The following is a 15625-nucleotide window of genomic DNA, read 5'->3' on the forward strand; positions in this document are numbered from 1 at the left end:
CTTCATCCGTGTACGGGGTGTAGCAAAATGACAATCTACTTTTTGTTAAACGTTCCCCGGGTAAATCCCTCGCCAATTAACGTGTTTTCATCTCTAATCAACAATAAAATAAGGTTTTGCTGGTCGTACATTTTAATCATGTCGCCATCAATTACATATTTCGATTTAAAGGTCGAATCGGTATAAATATCTTTAACCGTAACCGAATCATTGGCGCCAAAATCAAAGCTCCGATACTGTGTTTCGCTGTCGCTTACATACATTCCAGAAACGGTTCTTTCCTGAATGAAGGTTACAAAGCAAAAATAGATAACAATTAAAACTACAATGGCAGAAATGCCAATTAAAAACCTGTTCTGGTTAGAGTACTTAAAAATGAAATATAAAATGGTACCCATGATGAGGGCAACAATGACAAAAAATATGATGCTTGAGTAATCTTTGTCGATTTTTGGAATTTCTACAGCAACGGTTGATTTTTTAACGACTGCTTTTACTGGTGAAATCCTGGTTAAAAATTCTTTGCTTACCCAGCCCTGGCCATTCGTAACCTTAATTTTGAAGTAACTCGCGTCTGTCGAATCGATAACCGCCACGTTCTCATTTTCGGGCAAAAACCCGATTACCTTACTTTTTGGGTCGGCTTTTTCCCTCACCCTCAAATTATCGGCAGTTACGCGATAAATTACATCATTTGTAGAATCGGCAGTTGTTGCGCTTGGTGGTGGTGTGGCCGACGATGGGGCGGTAGTTTGCGGGGTCGTGGGTTTTGCTGCTGTCGAAATTTTTTCCAGAAAGTCTTTACTCACCCAACCTTGTCCGTTTTTAAACTTTACCTTGTAAAACTTAGGGTTGCTCGCATCCAAAACCGACACTTTTTCATTTTGGAGAATCGATCCGATCACTTTGCTCTTTAAGTCGTTCGTTTCCCTGACTCTCAGCTTATCGGCAGTTACACGGTAAACGTCTTGTGCGCTTAGGCCGTTCGAAAAAATAAAAAGAGCAGTTAAAAGGAAGAGAATTCTAGTCATAATTTTCGGATTTCAGCAGAGCATTTATAAAATAGGCATCGTTAAAAACAAACATGTTGCTATGCGCTTCAAAATTATAAAATACTTTTAATTACGACGCTATATGACTGGATTAATTGAATTTCATTTACCTAACTGGCACTTTTTAGCCCGTAACGCCAACTTTATCAGCCGGTGAACTGAAGTATCTTAAAGTTATTCGTTTCAATCGGGTGAAGTGAATCGTCGATTAATTTTTTAGAATCTTTTCCACTACTTGGTCTAATTTGGCTTTATCCTTAGCATACGGCGCCAAATCGAAGAGTTTTACGGTTTTAAACTGGATGGGGTGGCTCTCACTTTGCAGCGAAATATATCCAGACGTTAACGGCGTACCATCAACCTTAACTTTTGGATCAAAATTGGTGACACCCTCGCCTCCAATTTGCGGTTTCGTGTATTCCAATACAACTTCATTGTCTATAATGTGTTTAATAACCGAATCGCCCAGAACTAAGAACTCGGCAGTAACCCATTGATCTCCGGCGTACGTTTTTGATTTAGAATCTAAACAGTGCGGGGTAAACAATTTTCCTTTATAATCAATTAGTGTTCCTGGCGTACAAACGTTACTGGTGTGGCGCTCGTGTTCACCATCGCCACCAAGAATTTGTGCCTCAACGGAAATGGGGAAATTTTGGTTTTTGCCTATCGTAGCCGGATCCTGGCAGTGCAACATTGCGCCACTATTTCGCGTAGCCCAACCCTCGCCACCCTTAGCTTGCTCGCCAATAAAGCGATACGTAACTTTTAACAGATAATAGGAGAATGGTTTTTTATAAAATATATGACCATACTGTTGATCAAATTCTGTGTACCCATCGTAACTTACCGTTATCAGGCCATCCTCAACCCTAAAGGTGTTGGCGTAATTCTCTTTGTAATCGTGTTTAGCGATTTTAATGTTCCAATCCTTTAAATCTTTCCCATTGAAGAGATTGATCCAGCCTTTTTGTGCATTGGCGGTAAACGACAAACAAGCGAAAAATACAAATAGGAAAGTGATATGCTTTAGCGGATATTTCATGTACAAAAAGGTTATTACTGGTAATAATACATAAATTTGTGTGATGTCGGAAATTAAAAATAAACCCAGGTTCGAAAAACGAATATTTTGGGATGTAAATTTTGAAACACTTGATTAGGATAAACGGGCTTCGTTTGTAATTGAAGGCGTATTCGAGCGGGGCGATGTTGAAGACAGAAGGCAGTGCCGCAGATATGATGGTGATGAGCTGGTAAATGCGTCAGTTGACGGTAGACAGTTGGCAGTTAACAGTTTTTAGTTGGAAAACCGATTCAACAGTTAACCAATTAGACAGTTAAACCAATGAACTAATGAACCAGTGAACTAATGAACCAACAACGGCTCCACTCTTTCTAACGCGAATGCCAATTGTTCATCTTGTGTTAAATCGGTATTATCGAGAATAACAGCATCTTCGGCCCTTACTAAAGGACTTTCTTTTCGGGTTGTATCGGCATAATCTCTGTGGGCCAGGTTTTCGAAAACATCTTCTAAGGTGGTTTCGTTGTTACCCTTGCTTTCTAGTTCCTTAAATCGGCGCTCGGCCCTGATCTTCGGATCCGCAGTCATGAAAAATTTGAGCGGCGCATCAGGAAAAACGGTTGTGCCAATATCGCGACCATCCATAACAATGTTTTTTGATTTGCCCATGCGCTGTTGTTGTTTCACCATTTCATGGCGAACAATTTTATGCGCAGATACTTCGCTCACATTTTCAGAAACAGGCATTAAACGAATTTCATCAGAAACCTCTTCACCGTTTAGGGTAATGTGCGATTCATAATCGCGGGAGTGAAAGTTGAGTTCAATGTGTTGAAGCGCATCGGCCACAGCATCATCATTGCTAATATCAACATTGTTCCTTAAAAAGTATAAGGTTACTGCACGATACATGGCGCCGCTATCGACATAAATGAAACCTAATTTTTTAGCTAATGCCTTTGCTAAAGTACTCTTTCCGCAAGATGAATAGCCATCAATAGCTATAACTAAGTTCTTTGTCATGATGGTGCAAAGGTAAAAAAAGCGATCGATTTACAACTTTTTTTACATCAGTATTCTTTATACTTTTGTGAATATGCTACCCACCAGAGAAGAAATATTGCGATCGGCTACGTTCAAAACGTCAAGAAGCGGCGGTAAAGGCGGGCAAAATGTAAATAAGGTTTCGAGTAAGGTTGAGCTGATTTTTAACATTGAAAACAACGAGAATTTAACCGAAGAGGAAAAACTTTTGCTGCAATCGAAATTAGAGAACAGGCTGGATAGCGATGGTTTGCTGCACATTGTTTCGCAAGAGGATAGGAGCCAGCTTTTAAATAAGGAAAAAACAGTGGCAAAACTTATTGAACTATTGAAGCGATCGTTGCAAATTCAAAAGAAACGAAAACCTACAAAAGTCCCGAAAACGGTTATCGAAAAAAGGTTAAAAACAAAATCTGTTACGGCGCAAAGAAAAGAGGCCCGCAAAAAGCCGAATGTTGAGTGAGCAGCTTTCTAGTTTTCAGTTGACAGTTTTGTCAGTTGGGAGTTTTCAGTTAATAGTTTTCAGTTAACAATTAGCAATGGGCAGTACGCAAGGGAAGTCATCCGATGAATATGAACAGGCTGCCTATATTCATCGGATGACTCAATGCAATAATCAATTAGCAATAGACAATAAGCAATAGGCAGTTAAACAGTTAACCGAGCTACCTTCCAAACCTGTAATACAAACTCAGGCCGCCATAATTTTGCGCTTTGGCCGAACTCTTCACTTCCCTGGTTTTAAAAATAATGTTGAAATCTATCGTAAATCGTTGTGAGCTATAGTTTACGCCAAACTGCTGTTCGAAAACAATAGGTTTTACGCCAAACGTTACGGGACTGTTACTATTGAACAAGCTGCCCTGAATGGTTGCATCGTACGCAACAAAGTTAAGCTGTGGTTTTACATAAAAGAAAAATTCGGATTTGTTGAAAGCCTCGGTTCTCGAATTGCCGATTACGGCATTGTATGATGCACTATTGAACAATTGATTTAGTCTTCCGGCCCTGAATAGCACAGAAGCCCCAAGCCCCGAAAACGTCGTCCCTAAATTTGCATAGCCTTGTCCAACAAGATCAACGGAACGATCTGATGATCGAATGAGAAGTTTGCTGTAGTTGGCTGCTAAATTGGCTGCTACTTCGTTTTTTATCTGATATTCCCAGCCCGCTGGCGTATAAAAACCCACCGTTTTATGAAGAAACTCCTGTCCCTTTTCGGCTAATGAACTGGGGCCGACAGTACCCAACTCAACACTGGTTTTAATTGCGCTTTCGTCGTTAAAAAAGACAGCATACGCTGCGCCGGCGTAAAGGTAACCCGCAAAGGGCCGGTCTTGATTTTCGGCCTTCGGCACCATGCCCCAGTAAGGCGTGTACATCTTTTGGCCCACCGAAATCTCGAAAGTCTTTTTCTCTATTTTGGATGAATATTTGGTTGAATCTATCGCCCTGCGGAAATAAATAAATAGTCCGTTGGTGTAATAACGGTCATTTCGGGTGGCTAAATAGGCGTCGTTTTCAGTTTTAAATCCAAATTCGTTCTTAAACGACTGACTAAAGCCTGTAAGCGTAACGAAGCAGAGCAACGCGGTAATAAAGAGTGATTTCATAAAAAAGCCGGGGCAATTACCCAGGCTATAAATGTATTTATTGTTATCGAATTTTTGACCCTAAATTTAAAAGATTACAATTTATAATGAATGTTCAATTAGCCATAGGCAATAGCCAATTAGCAATAAACAATGAGCAGATTGCAATGACCAACATTGAATAATTAATTCTCAATAATCTACAACGTCATCCGATGAATGTACGCAACATGCAAGTATTCATCGAATGACCGAATAGCTATACACCAATGAACCAATGACACTAATGAACCAATAATTAATTCACAATCGGAGCAATTTTAACACTTAAATCCAATGGCTTTTTAACTTTGCTCTTTGTAAGCGCCAGTTCAATAACCTCGCTCATTTCGGTTACATAATGGAAGTTTAAGTCTTTAATGTAACTTTCCTTAATCTCCAAAATGTCTTTACGATTGGCTTTGCAAAGGATAATTTCTTTGATATTAGCTCTTTTTGCTGCGAGAATCTTTTCTTTGATTCCGCCAACAGGAAGCACTTTTCCACGCAGCGTTATTTCGCCCGTCATGGCCAAATGTTGTTTCACCTTGCGTTGTGTAAAGGCCGAAGTTAGCGCTGTAAGCATGGTTACGCCGGCCGATGGTCCATCTTTAGGCGTGGCACCTGCCGGAACGTGTACGTGCACGTCCCAATTATCAAAAAGCGTGTATTCAATGCCAAACTCGCTGGCATGGGCACGAAGATAGGCCAATGCAATTACCGCCGATTCTTTCATTACGTCGCCAAGGTTTCCGGTTAGGGTAAGTTTACCTTTTCCTGGGCTCAGGCTCGATTCGATGAACAAAATATCACCGCCAACGCTGGTCCAGGCCAGGCCAGTAACCACGCCAGCAACCTCATTGCCCTCGTAATAGTCTTTATCGTAAATTGGAGCGCCTAAAATGCGTTCAACATCTGCCAGGGTGAGGGTGGTATTGTATTCTTCTTCCATGGCAATTTTTGTAGCTACGCCACGCACCAACGAACCGATTTTTTTCTCTAAGCCACGCACGCCAGATTCACGCGTATAATCTTCAATTACCTTTTCAATTAAAGCAGGTTTTAAGTTGAAATCCTTTGTTGTTAAACCGTGATTTTCTTTTTGTTTGGGCAATAGATATTTCTTGGCGATTTCTATTTTCTCCTCAATCGTATATCCGTTTACCTCAATAATTTCCATACGATCTAACAGCGCAGGCTGGATCGAACTTAGGGAATTTGCAGTGGCAATAAAGAGGATATTGGATAAATCGTAATCCATTTCGACGTAATGATCGTAAAATGCATTGTTTTGCTCCGGATCTAATACCTCTAACAATGCAGATGATGGATCGCCGCGGTGATCGGTTCCGACCTTGTCAATTTCATCTAAAACAAAAACGGGGTTATCAGCGCCAGCTTTCTTAATTGACGAAATGATACGGCCGGGCATGGCACCAATATACGTTTTACGGTGTCCGCGAACTTCTGCTTCATCGCGGATGCCACCCAGGGCCATACGCACATATTTACGCCCCAAAGCCTTGGCAATAGATTTCCCCAATGAGGTTTTACCTACTCCGGGAGGGCCAACCAGACACAAAATCGGCGCTTTCATGTTGCGTTTAAGTTTCAGTACAGCTAAATATTCAATAATGCGCTGCTTAACTTTCTCTAAACCAAAATGATCTTTATCTAAAATGCGTTGTGCCCGCTTTAAGTCGAAATTGTCTTTCGTAAACTCGCTCCATGGCAAATCCAGTAAAAGCTCTAAATAGTTGAGCTGCACCGAATAATCAGGAGCGGCTGGATTCATCCGGCCAAGTTTATCCAGTTCCTTATCGAAGTGAGCATATATGTCTTTCGACCATTTTTTTAGCTTTGCTCTTTCCTGCAAGGCATCGAATTCCAAATCGGCAGAGTTTCCGCCCAATTCTTCCTGAATGGTTTTTAGTTGCTGATTTAAGAAATAATCGCGTTGTTGTTTGTCTAAATCGGTTCTTACCTTCGATTGGATTTGATTTCTCAACTCCAGCATCTGCAGTTCAATCATCAAAAGCTCCATCACCTTTTGGGCACGATCCTGCAATTTATCCATTTCGAGGATTTTTTGCTTATCGGCCATTTCGGCATTCATGTTCGATGATATGAAATTGATCAGAAATGAATTGCTTTCGATGTTTTTTAACGCAATGCTCGCTTCACTTGGAATATTAGGCGATAGCTGTATAATCTGCGCAGACATTTCGCGGATGGAAGCAATCAGTGCTTTAAATTCTTTATCCGTTTTGTGTTTTTGCTCTTCAAACTTGGTAACAACCGCTTTAATATAAGGTTCATTTTGCACCTCTTCAATTAAGCTGAACCGTTGTTTTCCCTGAATGATCACTGTAGTATTGCCATCGGGCATTTGCAGCAACTTTACAATGTTGGCTACTGTACCTACCGTATTAAGCTGCTCAAAACTAGGATCTTCTATAGAAACGTCTTTCTGCGAAACTACGCCAATGATCTTGTTGCCTTTATAGGCCTCCTTTATTAGCTTGATAGATTTATCTCTGCCTACCGTAATGGGAATAACCACCCCCGGAAACAAAACCGTATTTCGCAACGGTAAAATGGCCAGGGTATCTGGCGTTTCCTCGTTGTTCATCTCATCTTCATCTTGTTGAGACATTAAAGGGAAAAATTCGGTGTCTTCGTTTATTATCGGCATTGCAGAATGAAAATCAAATATATCTTGTTTGCTCATTATCACTGTTCCTCTAACGACAAACTGGCAGGTGTGTCGTCTTCACGTTATTTATTTATATTATTAAACTAGTAATTTCAACTCTTGTGCCAAAGTGAAAATAATATTAAACCTATGTTAAAAAGGCAGGGGCAATTTAAATATTCCGATACATATCATATAAATTATTTTTTAACGTTTAAGCTATTATTTAGGGTGATCGATTTTAAAGTAAAGAAATTAAAAAACTTTTAAATTATCAGAATAGGATTATATTGCAAAAAATTTCAGCCATAAGGTAAAAATTTATCTAACTTATTATTCAGTACATGAACCATTTAAAACAAGCTATATTAGGATTAATTATTTTCTCATCGACTACTAGTTTTGCACAAAATAATTACGAAAGAAGTATGCAGGCGATGATGAAAGGTGATTTTAAAACTGCAGTTAGCCAATTGGAAAAAGCCGATTCGAAAACACCTGATAATGCAAAAATATTACAAATGTTGGGTTATTCCTATTTTCAGAACGGCGAATATGAAAAATGCATTGCAACTTACAGCCGTTTGATCAATGTTAAGCCCAGCGAGGTTTCTTCTTACTACTACCGGGGGAAAGCCCGTTTGAATATAGCGAACGACCCGAAAGAGTCGTTAAATGCCATGCGAGACAATTTTTATACGGCATCGATAAAGGATTTTACAAAGGCGATTGAGATTACCGGCGATGAAGACGCTCAAATGTTGCAAAATCGGGCCATTGCCTATAAAGATTACGCGATTTTTAAATCGTACAAGGCGAAAAAAAGAGACGAAAAAACAGCCTGTGTTGCCTTGTTTAACAATTCAATTGCCGATTTTCAGAAGGTGCTCACCATGCAGCCGCTCAGAAAAGATATCATCGATTGGATTACCTACGATAAAGCGCAGATTGCCAGCTTGAAATGAATAAACCCGAAAGTTGGAAAGACCGGGGGCCGAAGATAAAGCTGAAAAAAGTCTGGAAGTGGGAAAGACCGGGGTCCGAAGTTTGATTGCCCTATCTTAAAAAAGTCCGGAAGTCAGAAAAACTGGAGTCCGAAGCTTGATTGCCACAAGTAAAAATTCGCCGGCTTAATATCTACGTTAGCTTATTGTTAGTGATCCGATGAATAATATGCTTTGTGCAAATGGTCACCGAATCACTTTTTTAATTAATTCATCATAATAGCTCAGCCATGTTGGTTATATCCAATGGGTCGTTCAGTTTCTTCTGCTCTTTCAATAATGCTGCAAACAATTGCTTAGCTGTCGATTTATACTTCTTGTCGTCAGCAAGATTATGCATTTCTTCAGGGTCTTTATTCAAATCGAACAGGAGTATTTTATTTATTTTAGGAAACAGAATCAATTTATGATCGCCAACCCGCACACTACGCTGTAGATTCATATAACCCCCATAAATAGCTTTGTGTATTCGTTTATTTGAAATTCCTTTAGCAGCGCTTAAAAACGACTGAAACTCTACATTGTTGAGCTTTTCAGCGTTGGCAAGTTCAAGACTGGTAGCCATGATATCTTGTAAATAAACAGGCATTTCAGAAATTGTATTTGGTGCAATGCCCGGGCCCGCTACAATAACCGGCGGTTTCATGCTGTGTTCAAAAAGCGTCTGTTTACCCATAAAACCGTGCCTTCCCATGGCCAGACCATGATCAGCGGTAAAAAAGATATAGGTATTGTTCATCTTTCCTGTGGCTTCAAGTGCATCCAATATTTCGCCAATTTGCTTATCTAAAAATGTAACAGCGGCATAATACTCCTGTAAATGCGTTTTTATGGCCAATTCGGTCCTTGGAAAGGGCGCCAACGCCTCATCCCGAAGCGAAGCATCATTGCCTATCGAATCTTTGTACGGGTTTTCGGGCAACCAACTTTTAGGCATAGAAATGCCGTTTAATGGGTACTTATCTATATATTCTTCTGGCGATTGACGTGGATCGTGAGGAGCATTGGAGGCCAGATACAAGAAAAATGGTTTTTCTTGCCTGCCGGCTGCCTCGATGTGTGAGATTGAGTTCTTTTTAAATATCACCGACTGGTGTGTTCCGTTTTCCCAATATCCGCCGAAGCGCTCATCAGAGGGCGACCATGTATTATCGTTAGCGCTCTGCGGTCTGTTGTAGCCCGGCGTGTTAAAATTTTTGTTGCTCACAAACCCCGGAAGTTTTGCATTTTCGGGCGTTCCGTAGGGCAACATTCCCGGCTTAACGTCGGTAACATGCTGAAATATTTTGTTTGGATCGATATTAACATGCCACTTTCCGGTCATGTAGGTTTCGTAACCGGCACGCTCCATCATTTTTGGCCAGGTAGTCTCAGAAAAACCGGGTAGCTTATCTTCAATTTTTTTAACGTTCCAAATGGTTCTACCGGTAATAATCATCGATCGCGAAGCAACACAAACTGCGCCGTGCCAGGCCCCCATATTGTAAGCATTTGTAAAGCTCTTTCCCATCCTTGCAAGGCGATCGAGGTTGGGCGTTTCAATTTCTTTATTGCCCAACGCGTGGATGGTATAGTAGGCCTGATCGTCGGTATAAATAAAAACAATGTTTGGTTTTGATTGTGCTTTGGCCAGGTTTGTGATCAAAAGGATACTAACGAAAATAATTGCAATGCAACGGGTTAGGAAAATCATAAATAACGCTTGGTTTATATTGGTTAGCAACAATATACAGAATTTTCTTGATTAATTATAATGGATGGTTACTACGTTATAATAGATTAAATAGGACAGGCTGGCAGCTGACAATTTTAGAGACGCTTTTTTATGAAATGTATGTTCACTGCTTGTGGCGGTTCTCATTCCCGCTCCTCAACGTCATTTAGTTAAGGAAAAAACAAAAAACACTGTCACCCTGAGCTGAGTCGAAGGGCGATGTTTATTTGTTTTTTCCTACAGAAAAGGTCTTCGACTGAGTTTATCTTGAGCATTTCGACTACGCTCAATACAAGCTCAAGTCGAAAGGCTCAGATCCGATAGGTATCGGATGACACCCGTCGAGCTTAACTAAATGACATTGCGCTCCCGCTTCTGCTCCCGAGAAAGGATTGGAGAGCATCCCGCTTCGATCAGGTTTAGGAACATAAGGTTGGTGCAATGGACTAACAAAAGAAGTCAAGTTTCTAAACGCCTGGCTAGAAAAACTTGACTTCTTTAGCAGCTAACTGCTGTTAATAAACGCGACAGCAACGGCTTTAATCAGCTTTACACAATATCAGAACAAATGTAAAGCATCCGCTTTTTTACTTAAGCCTGCCTGTAATTTTATAATTTTTCTCGTTAAGAATCCTGATTTTTTGCTTCTTTGAAATGTCGTACAAACTGTCAGGATAATAAGTTAGGGTATCGTTAGACTGGAACAGCACATTCTTATTATGAATAATGATCTGCACCATACTTACAGTGGAATCGCGACGGGCGATTGTAACCTTTTTTACAGGAATTTTCTTGTTGTTAGTGATATAACTGATTTTGCTATCAGCTACATTGGTTTGAAAACTACCTTTCCACGAGGCTTTGTTGATGTCGGCATTGATAAAGACAGCAAATTCTCTTTCCCAATCGGCAATTTTGATCTTCTTGCTTTCTGTTGCACCGTTTATGCTCACGGTTTTAAAAACGCTCGGATTTGCCTTTTTCATTCGCAGGCTTTCTTTCTTAAAATAGCCCTGCAAATCGAAATACAGTAATTTGTTGTTTGCTTCAGTCTTTTTTTCGGTACATGAAAACAAAATCGAAGCAAACAACAAGACATAAAGGTTTTTAGTCATTATACTAAAACGTTACCCGTCATTTCTTCAGGTATGGCAACGCCCAAAATCTTTAAGATAGTAGGGGCAACGTCGCCAAGTTTCCCATCGGCAATGGCTTTGTAGTCATTATCAATTAATATGCAGGGAACCAGGTTAGTGGTGTGCGCAGTATTTACCGATCCATCGGCATTTACCATGTATTCTGAGTTGCCATGATCTGCCAAAAGAATAAACGAATAGCCGTGCTCGAGTCCTTTGTTAACGACGGTTTGAGCGCATTTATCGGCAGTTTCAACTGCTTTTACTACGGCATCGAAAACCCCGGTGTGGCCAACCATATCGGGATTGGCAAAGTTTAGGCAAATAAAATCAGCCCATCCTTTTTCCATTTCTGCCGTAATTGCCTCGGTAATTCCTGCGGCGCTCATTTCTGGCTGCAAATCGTAAGTGGCTACTTTTGGCGATGGAATTAAAATGCGTTTTTCATTGTTGAACTCTGATTCGCGGCCTCCCGAAAAGAAGAAAGTTACATGTGGATATTTTTCGGTTTCGGCAATGCGAATCTGGTTTTTGTTGTTCTCAGCCAATACTTCGCCGATGGTTTTGGTCAAGTCGTCTTTGGTAAAAACAACATTTACATTGGCGAAGTTTTCGTCGTATGTAGTCATCGTAACGTAGTACAATGGCAATTTGTGCATCTGTTGTTCAGGAAAATCCTTTTGTGTAAGTGCGGTAGTAATTTCACGCCCTCTATCGGTGCGGAAATTGAAGCAGATGACCACATCATCATTTTGAATGGTTGCAACAGCTGTTCCATTATTATCAGTCAATACAACAGGCTTAAGGAATTCGTCGGTTATGCCATCTGCATACGATTTTTTTATTGTGGCTGCGGCGTCTGTAGCTTTTTCGCCGATGCCATTCACCATTACATCATAAGCCTGTTTAACACGTTCCCAACGATTATCGCGATCCATTGCATAATATCTGCCCACCATTGTGGCCAGCTTTGCATTGGTATTTTGAATGTGGTTTTGAAGGTCAGTAATAAAGCCAAGTCCCGAGTTCGGGTCGGTATCACGTCCGTCTAAAAAAGCATGAACGAACGTTTTTTCAACTTGTGCTTCGTTTGCAGCGTCGCATAGCGCTTTTAAATGCTCAATATGTGCATGTACACCACCGTTTGAAACAAGCCCGATAAAGTGTACCGCTTTGTTGTTTTGCTTTGCGTAATTAAAGGCTGAAACCAAAACCGGATTGTTGTGCAATTCTCTGTCAACAATCGCTTTGTTTATTCTTCCCAGTTCCTGATAAACAACACGTCCGGCACCTAAATTCATGTGCCCAACTTCAGAGTTGCCCATTTGACCGGCTGGCAGTCCGACTGCTTCGCCAGAGGCCTCAAGCTTCGAATTGGGATAATTTTGCAACAATGAATCGAAAAATGGGGTGTTGGCAGCATAAGCAGCATCAGAATTATCTTGCTTTCCGTAGCCCCAACCGTCTAAAATTATGAGTGCGAGTTTCTTGTTATTTATCATCTTCTAAAAAAAATTTATATCTAACGAAAAACATTTTCCGAAAAATAATGTTTTTCGTTTTATTAATAGGACAAATATAGCTTTCTTGAAGCTTATATAAATTATGAATTGGTTTTTTTGATGAGCTAATGGCATAATTTTAGCTACATGGTTCTGTATAAAATACAGAAATGACCCGAAGCTTATTTATACTCATTATTAGTTTATCATCATTATTTAGTTCAAAGCCGTTTCAGGCCGATATTATTGATGATTTATCGTCGTATTTTAAATCAAGCAATGCTAAAGAAATAGCAAGAAATTTCGCCTCTACCATTGAACTGATAATCGTTGACGAAGAAGATGTATACTCAAAAGCACAGGGCGAGCAGATTCTGAAAGATTTTTTTATTAAGCACCCGCCGGTTAAAACAAGTATTTTTCATAAGATAAACACCAATCCCAACTATCGCTTTGGCGTCATTTTGCTGAGCACATCGAAAGAGACCTTTAGGGTTTCGGTTACAATGAAAAAGTTTAATAGCAATTATCTGATTACCGAGCTGAGAATAGAACCAGCGAAAGATTAGGAGCCTCTTGCAACTCTCTATTTTGATGTATTGAGTTAAGGATAAAACTACAAAATATTGTTGTTCTAAGTTTAAATTATTCAGAAAAAGATTCAACATGAATAACGTATAAAACAACCGCCCTCCCAAAGCGATGCCTTTGGCACTTGTCTCCCGAAGAAATCGGGAGGAGTTGGAAAGTGTGATCTTTGATGTTTTCGAGGCCAAATGGTTGTGCAGTTGCTACTCCTTTCCCATTTTAGGAGAGCCTATCCCGACCAATTCGGGAGGTTGGGGTGGTTAACTTGTGGCGCTGTTTATCAGTGTGTTGCAAAAACACGTCAATGGTAGCGCAGTCCAACGAAGATATTTTTGTTTTATCATACAGAAAAGGTCTTCGACTCCGCTCAGACTGACAAATGATAACTTAATTTAATAGCATTGATCTCCATGGGCGAGGAGCAGACTTCGACTCGTTACTTGCGAATTGCGTTCCGCTTTAATCTTTGAGATTCAGACTTTGGACTTCGAACTCCGCACTCCCAACTCCGCGCTCCCAACTTTCTTACGCTTTATTTTTTAGCTTTTATCTTCGGACCTCGGACTTCCAGACTCCGGACTTCTGACTCCGGACTCCCAACTTCGTATCCCAACTTAAAATTGTCAGCTAATAAATAATTCTTATTTTTGCTGTATAAAATCAATATTTTGGACATTCAGCTGATCGATCAATTCATAAAAAATGCACTTGCCGAAGACGTTGGCGATGGTGACCATACGTCTCTTTCAACAATTCCAGCGGGTACGCAGGGCAAGGCTAAACTGATTATTAAAGAGGATGGGATTTTGGCCGGAATGGAACTTGCCGTTGAAATTTTCAAAGTAGTAGACAGCGATTTAAAGGTTACTGTTTTGCTTAACGATGGTGCTGAGGTTAGCGTTGGCGATATTGGCTTAACGGTTTCGGGAAGTACACATTCTATTTTAATCGCGGAGCGTTTGGTGTTGAATTGCATGCAGCGGATGAGTGGTATCGCAACGAAAACTCATCGTATCGTTTCGCTGTTAAAAGATACGAAAACTAAGATTTTAGACACTCGTAAAACTACACCCGGTTTACGCTACCTGGAGAAATGGGCAGTAAGAATTGGTGGTGGCGTTAATCATCGTATCGGGCTTTACGATATGATATTGATTAAAGATAACCATGTTGATTATGCGGGCGGGATTTCAAATGCTATTAAATCGGCTCAAAAATACCTTGCTGAGAATGGCAAGAAGCTTCAAATCGAAATCGAAGTGCGCAACCTCGAGGAGTTGTCGGAGGTGCTGGCTATTGGCGGAGTAGATCGAATTATGCTCGATAACTTTGCTTTCGACAACCTAAAGACAGCTGTTAAAATGATTGATGGACGATTCATCAGCGAAGCCTCGGGCGGAATTACTGAGGAAAATGTGGCAGAATACGCGGCTTGCGGAGTCGATTTTATTTCAATGGGTGCACTTACCCATTCTGTTAAAAGCCTCGACATTAGTTTAAAAGCATATTAAGGTGAATTCGTATAAAATTGAAAGCTTATTTTTTGTATCATTGTAGGCTATGGTTACGGTTTATTCGCTCAGCGCATTATTAGTTGCGTATCTTTTTGGATCAATACCAACGGCTGTTTGGCTCGGCCAGGCTTTTTATGGCGTTGACGTACGCGAGTATGGCAGCGGTAATGCCGGTGCAACCAATACTTTTCGGGTTTTAGGCAAAAAAGCTGGAATCGCCGTAATGGTGATTGATATTGCAAAGGGCTATACCGCAACAAATCTGGCCTATTTCATCGGACTTTCTGTAACAGGCCCCCAAAACTCAGTTGTTTTTGTAAACTACCAACTTGCCCTGGGCGTTACTGCTGTAATGGGCCATTTATTTCCGGTATTTGCAGGTTTTAGGGGCGGCAAGGGTGTTGCCACTCTTTTTGGGATGATACTGGCAGTAAATTTCGAAGCATCGATGCTCTGTGTACTGGTTTTCGTAGTTATTTTACTAATTACAAAGTACGTTTCTCTAAGTTCAATCTGTGCGGGATTTACTTTCCCCTTAAGTGTTGTATTTCTGTTTCAGGTCTCTATCAAATCCGAAGTCCTTTATGGAATGGTAGTTTGTATCTTAATTTTGGTTACGCACCAGAAAAATCTCGAAAGACTGTTAAAAGGCAAAGAATCGAAGGTTTATTTGTTCAGGAAAAAGACGAATTGATCAATCGATACGATTCTTCGAAAC

General features: G+C 40.4%; 13 protein-coding genes. 5 read left to right on the top strand and 8 right to left on the bottom strand.

Going from position 1 to position 15625, the window contains the following annotated elements; genetic code table 11:
• Window positions 1–35: 35 nt before the first annotated feature.
• The 3 genes from IZT61_RS21630 to cmk all read right to left on the bottom strand — a co-directional run bounded on the left by IZT61_RS21630 (window position 36) and on the right by cmk (window position 3102).
• The gene (locus IZT61_RS21630) at window positions 36–1031 is read right to left on the bottom strand and encodes an SH3 domain-containing protein (RefSeq protein ID WP_196099073.1); all 996 of its coding nucleotides are present in this window, start codon (window positions 1029–1031) and stop codon (window positions 36–38) included.
• Between the two features lie 229 nt (window positions 1032–1260).
• Window positions 1261–2097 (bottom strand): 3-keto-disaccharide hydrolase, encoded by an 837-nt coding sequence (locus IZT61_RS21635; protein ID WP_196099074.1) that lies wholly within the window; start codon window positions 2095–2097, stop codon window positions 1261–1263.
• Window positions 2098–2421: 324 nt separating this feature from the next.
• Entirely contained in the window at window positions 2422–3102 is a 681-nt protein-coding gene (cmk, locus tag IZT61_RS21640; RefSeq protein WP_196099075.1) for a (d)CMP kinase, read from the bottom strand.
• A gap of 73 nt (window positions 3103–3175) precedes the next feature.
• Here cmk and arfB point away from each other — a divergent pair, with 73 nt between their 5' ends.
• A complete protein-coding gene (gene arfB / locus IZT61_RS21645) occupies window positions 3176–3586 on the top strand; it encodes an alternative ribosome rescue aminoacyl-tRNA hydrolase ArfB (RefSeq protein WP_196099076.1) in 411 nt (136 codons plus the stop codon).
• A gap of 202 nt (window positions 3587–3788) precedes the next feature.
• Here the strand turns inward: arfB and IZT61_RS21650 are convergent, their stop codons facing one another.
• Window positions 3789–4736, bottom strand: a complete 948-nt coding sequence (locus tag IZT61_RS21650) for a lipid A deacylase LpxR family protein (protein ID WP_196099077.1) — start codon at window positions 4734–4736, stop codon at window positions 3789–3791.
• Window positions 4737–5013: 277 nt separating this feature from the next.
• On the bottom strand, window positions 5014–7485 hold the full coding sequence (gene lon / locus IZT61_RS21655) for an endopeptidase La (RefSeq protein WP_196099078.1): 2472 nt from the start codon (window positions 7483–7485) through the stop codon (window positions 5014–5016).
• A gap of 308 nt (window positions 7486–7793) precedes the next feature.
• Here lon and IZT61_RS21660 point away from each other — a divergent pair, with 308 nt between their 5' ends.
• A complete protein-coding gene (locus tag IZT61_RS21660; protein ID WP_196099079.1) occupies window positions 7794–8414 on the top strand; it encodes a tetratricopeptide repeat protein in 621 nt (206 codons plus the stop codon).
• 253 nt (window positions 8415–8667) lie between these two features.
• Here IZT61_RS21660 and IZT61_RS21665 read toward each other — a convergent pair whose 3' ends face one another.
• The 3 genes from IZT61_RS21665 to gpmI form a co-directional block, all read right to left on the bottom strand.
• Window positions 8668–10146, bottom strand: a complete 1479-nt coding sequence (locus IZT61_RS21665) for a sulfatase-like hydrolase/transferase (RefSeq protein ID WP_196099080.1) — start codon at window positions 10144–10146, stop codon at window positions 8668–8670.
• A 608-nt stretch (window positions 10147–10754) separates the two neighbouring features.
• Window positions 10755–11282, bottom strand: a complete 528-nt coding sequence (locus IZT61_RS21670; RefSeq protein ID WP_196099081.1) for a hypothetical protein — start codon at window positions 11280–11282, stop codon at window positions 10755–10757.
• Window positions 11282–12805: a 2,3-bisphosphoglycerate-independent phosphoglycerate mutase gene (gpmI, locus tag IZT61_RS21675; protein ID WP_230383793.1), complete on the bottom strand. Its 1524-nt coding sequence runs from the start codon at window positions 12803–12805 to the stop codon at window positions 11282–11284. Before gpmI ends, IZT61_RS21670 begins: the two co-directional genes overlap by 1 nt.
• Window positions 12806–12975: 170 nt before the next feature.
• Between gpmI and IZT61_RS21680 the strand changes: the two genes are divergently transcribed.
• The 3 genes from IZT61_RS21680 (at window position 12976) to plsY (ending at window position 15601) form a co-directional block, all read left to right on the top strand.
• The gene (locus IZT61_RS21680) at window positions 12976–13374 is read left to right on the top strand and encodes a DUF4783 domain-containing protein (protein WP_196099082.1); all 399 of its coding nucleotides are present in this window, start codon (window positions 12976–12978) and stop codon (window positions 13372–13374) included.
• 687 nt (window positions 13375–14061) lie between these two features.
• On the top strand, window positions 14062–14904 hold the full coding sequence (nadC, locus tag IZT61_RS21685) for a carboxylating nicotinate-nucleotide diphosphorylase (protein WP_196101385.1): 843 nt from the start codon (window positions 14062–14064) through the stop codon (window positions 14902–14904).
• 49 nt (window positions 14905–14953) lie between these two features.
• Window positions 14954–15601, top strand: a complete 648-nt coding sequence (gene plsY, locus IZT61_RS21690; protein ID WP_196099083.1) for a glycerol-3-phosphate 1-O-acyltransferase PlsY — start codon at window positions 14954–14956, stop codon at window positions 15599–15601.
• Window positions 15602–15625: the final 24 nt, after the last annotated feature.

Source organism: Pedobacter endophyticus, from assembly GCF_015679185.1.
Classification (GTDB): Bacteria; Bacteroidota; Bacteroidia; order Sphingobacteriales; family Sphingobacteriaceae; genus Pedobacter; species Pedobacter endophyticus.

What these genes read in the sequence shown, in the direction of transcription:
- IZT61_RS21670 (WP_196099081.1), bottom strand. Translation starts at nt 11,282, where the DNA reads ATGACTAAAAACCTTTATGTCTTGTTGTTTGCTTCGATTTTGTTTTCA.
- IZT61_RS21660 (WP_196099079.1), top strand. Translation starts at nt 7,794, where the DNA reads ATGAACCATTTAAAACAAGCTATATTAGGATTAATTATTTTCTCATCG.
- IZT61_RS21680 (WP_196099082.1), top strand. Translation starts at nt 12,976, where the DNA reads ATGACCCGAAGCTTATTTATACTCATTATTAGTTTATCATCATTATTT.
- lon (WP_196099078.1), bottom strand. Translation starts at nt 7,485, where the DNA reads ATGAGCAAACAAGATATATTTGATTTTCATTCTGCAATGCCGATAATA.
- IZT61_RS21650 (WP_196099077.1), bottom strand. Translation starts at nt 4,736, where the DNA reads ATGAAATCACTCTTTATTACCGCGTTGCTCTGCTTCGTTACGCTTACA.
- IZT61_RS21630 (WP_196099073.1), bottom strand. Translation starts at nt 1,031, where the DNA reads ATGACTAGAATTCTCTTCCTTTTAACTGCTCTTTTTATTTTTTCGAAC.
- gpmI (WP_230383793.1), bottom strand. Translation starts at nt 12,805, where the DNA reads ATGATAAATAACAAGAAACTCGCACTCATAATTTTAGACGGTTGGGGC.
- arfB (WP_196099076.1), top strand. Translation starts at nt 3,176, where the DNA reads ATGCTACCCACCAGAGAAGAAATATTGCGATCGGCTACGTTCAAAACG.
- cmk (WP_196099075.1), bottom strand. Translation starts at nt 3,102, where the DNA reads ATGACAAAGAACTTAGTTATAGCTATTGATGGCTATTCATCTTGCGGA.
- IZT61_RS21665 (WP_196099080.1), bottom strand. Translation starts at nt 10,146, where the DNA reads ATGATTTTCCTAACCCGTTGCATTGCAATTATTTTCGTTAGTATCCTT.
- IZT61_RS21635 (WP_196099074.1), bottom strand. Translation starts at nt 2,097, where the DNA reads ATGAAATATCCGCTAAAGCATATCACTTTCCTATTTGTATTTTTCGCT.
- plsY (WP_196099083.1), top strand. Translation starts at nt 14,954, where the DNA reads ATGGTTACGGTTTATTCGCTCAGCGCATTATTAGTTGCGTATCTTTTT.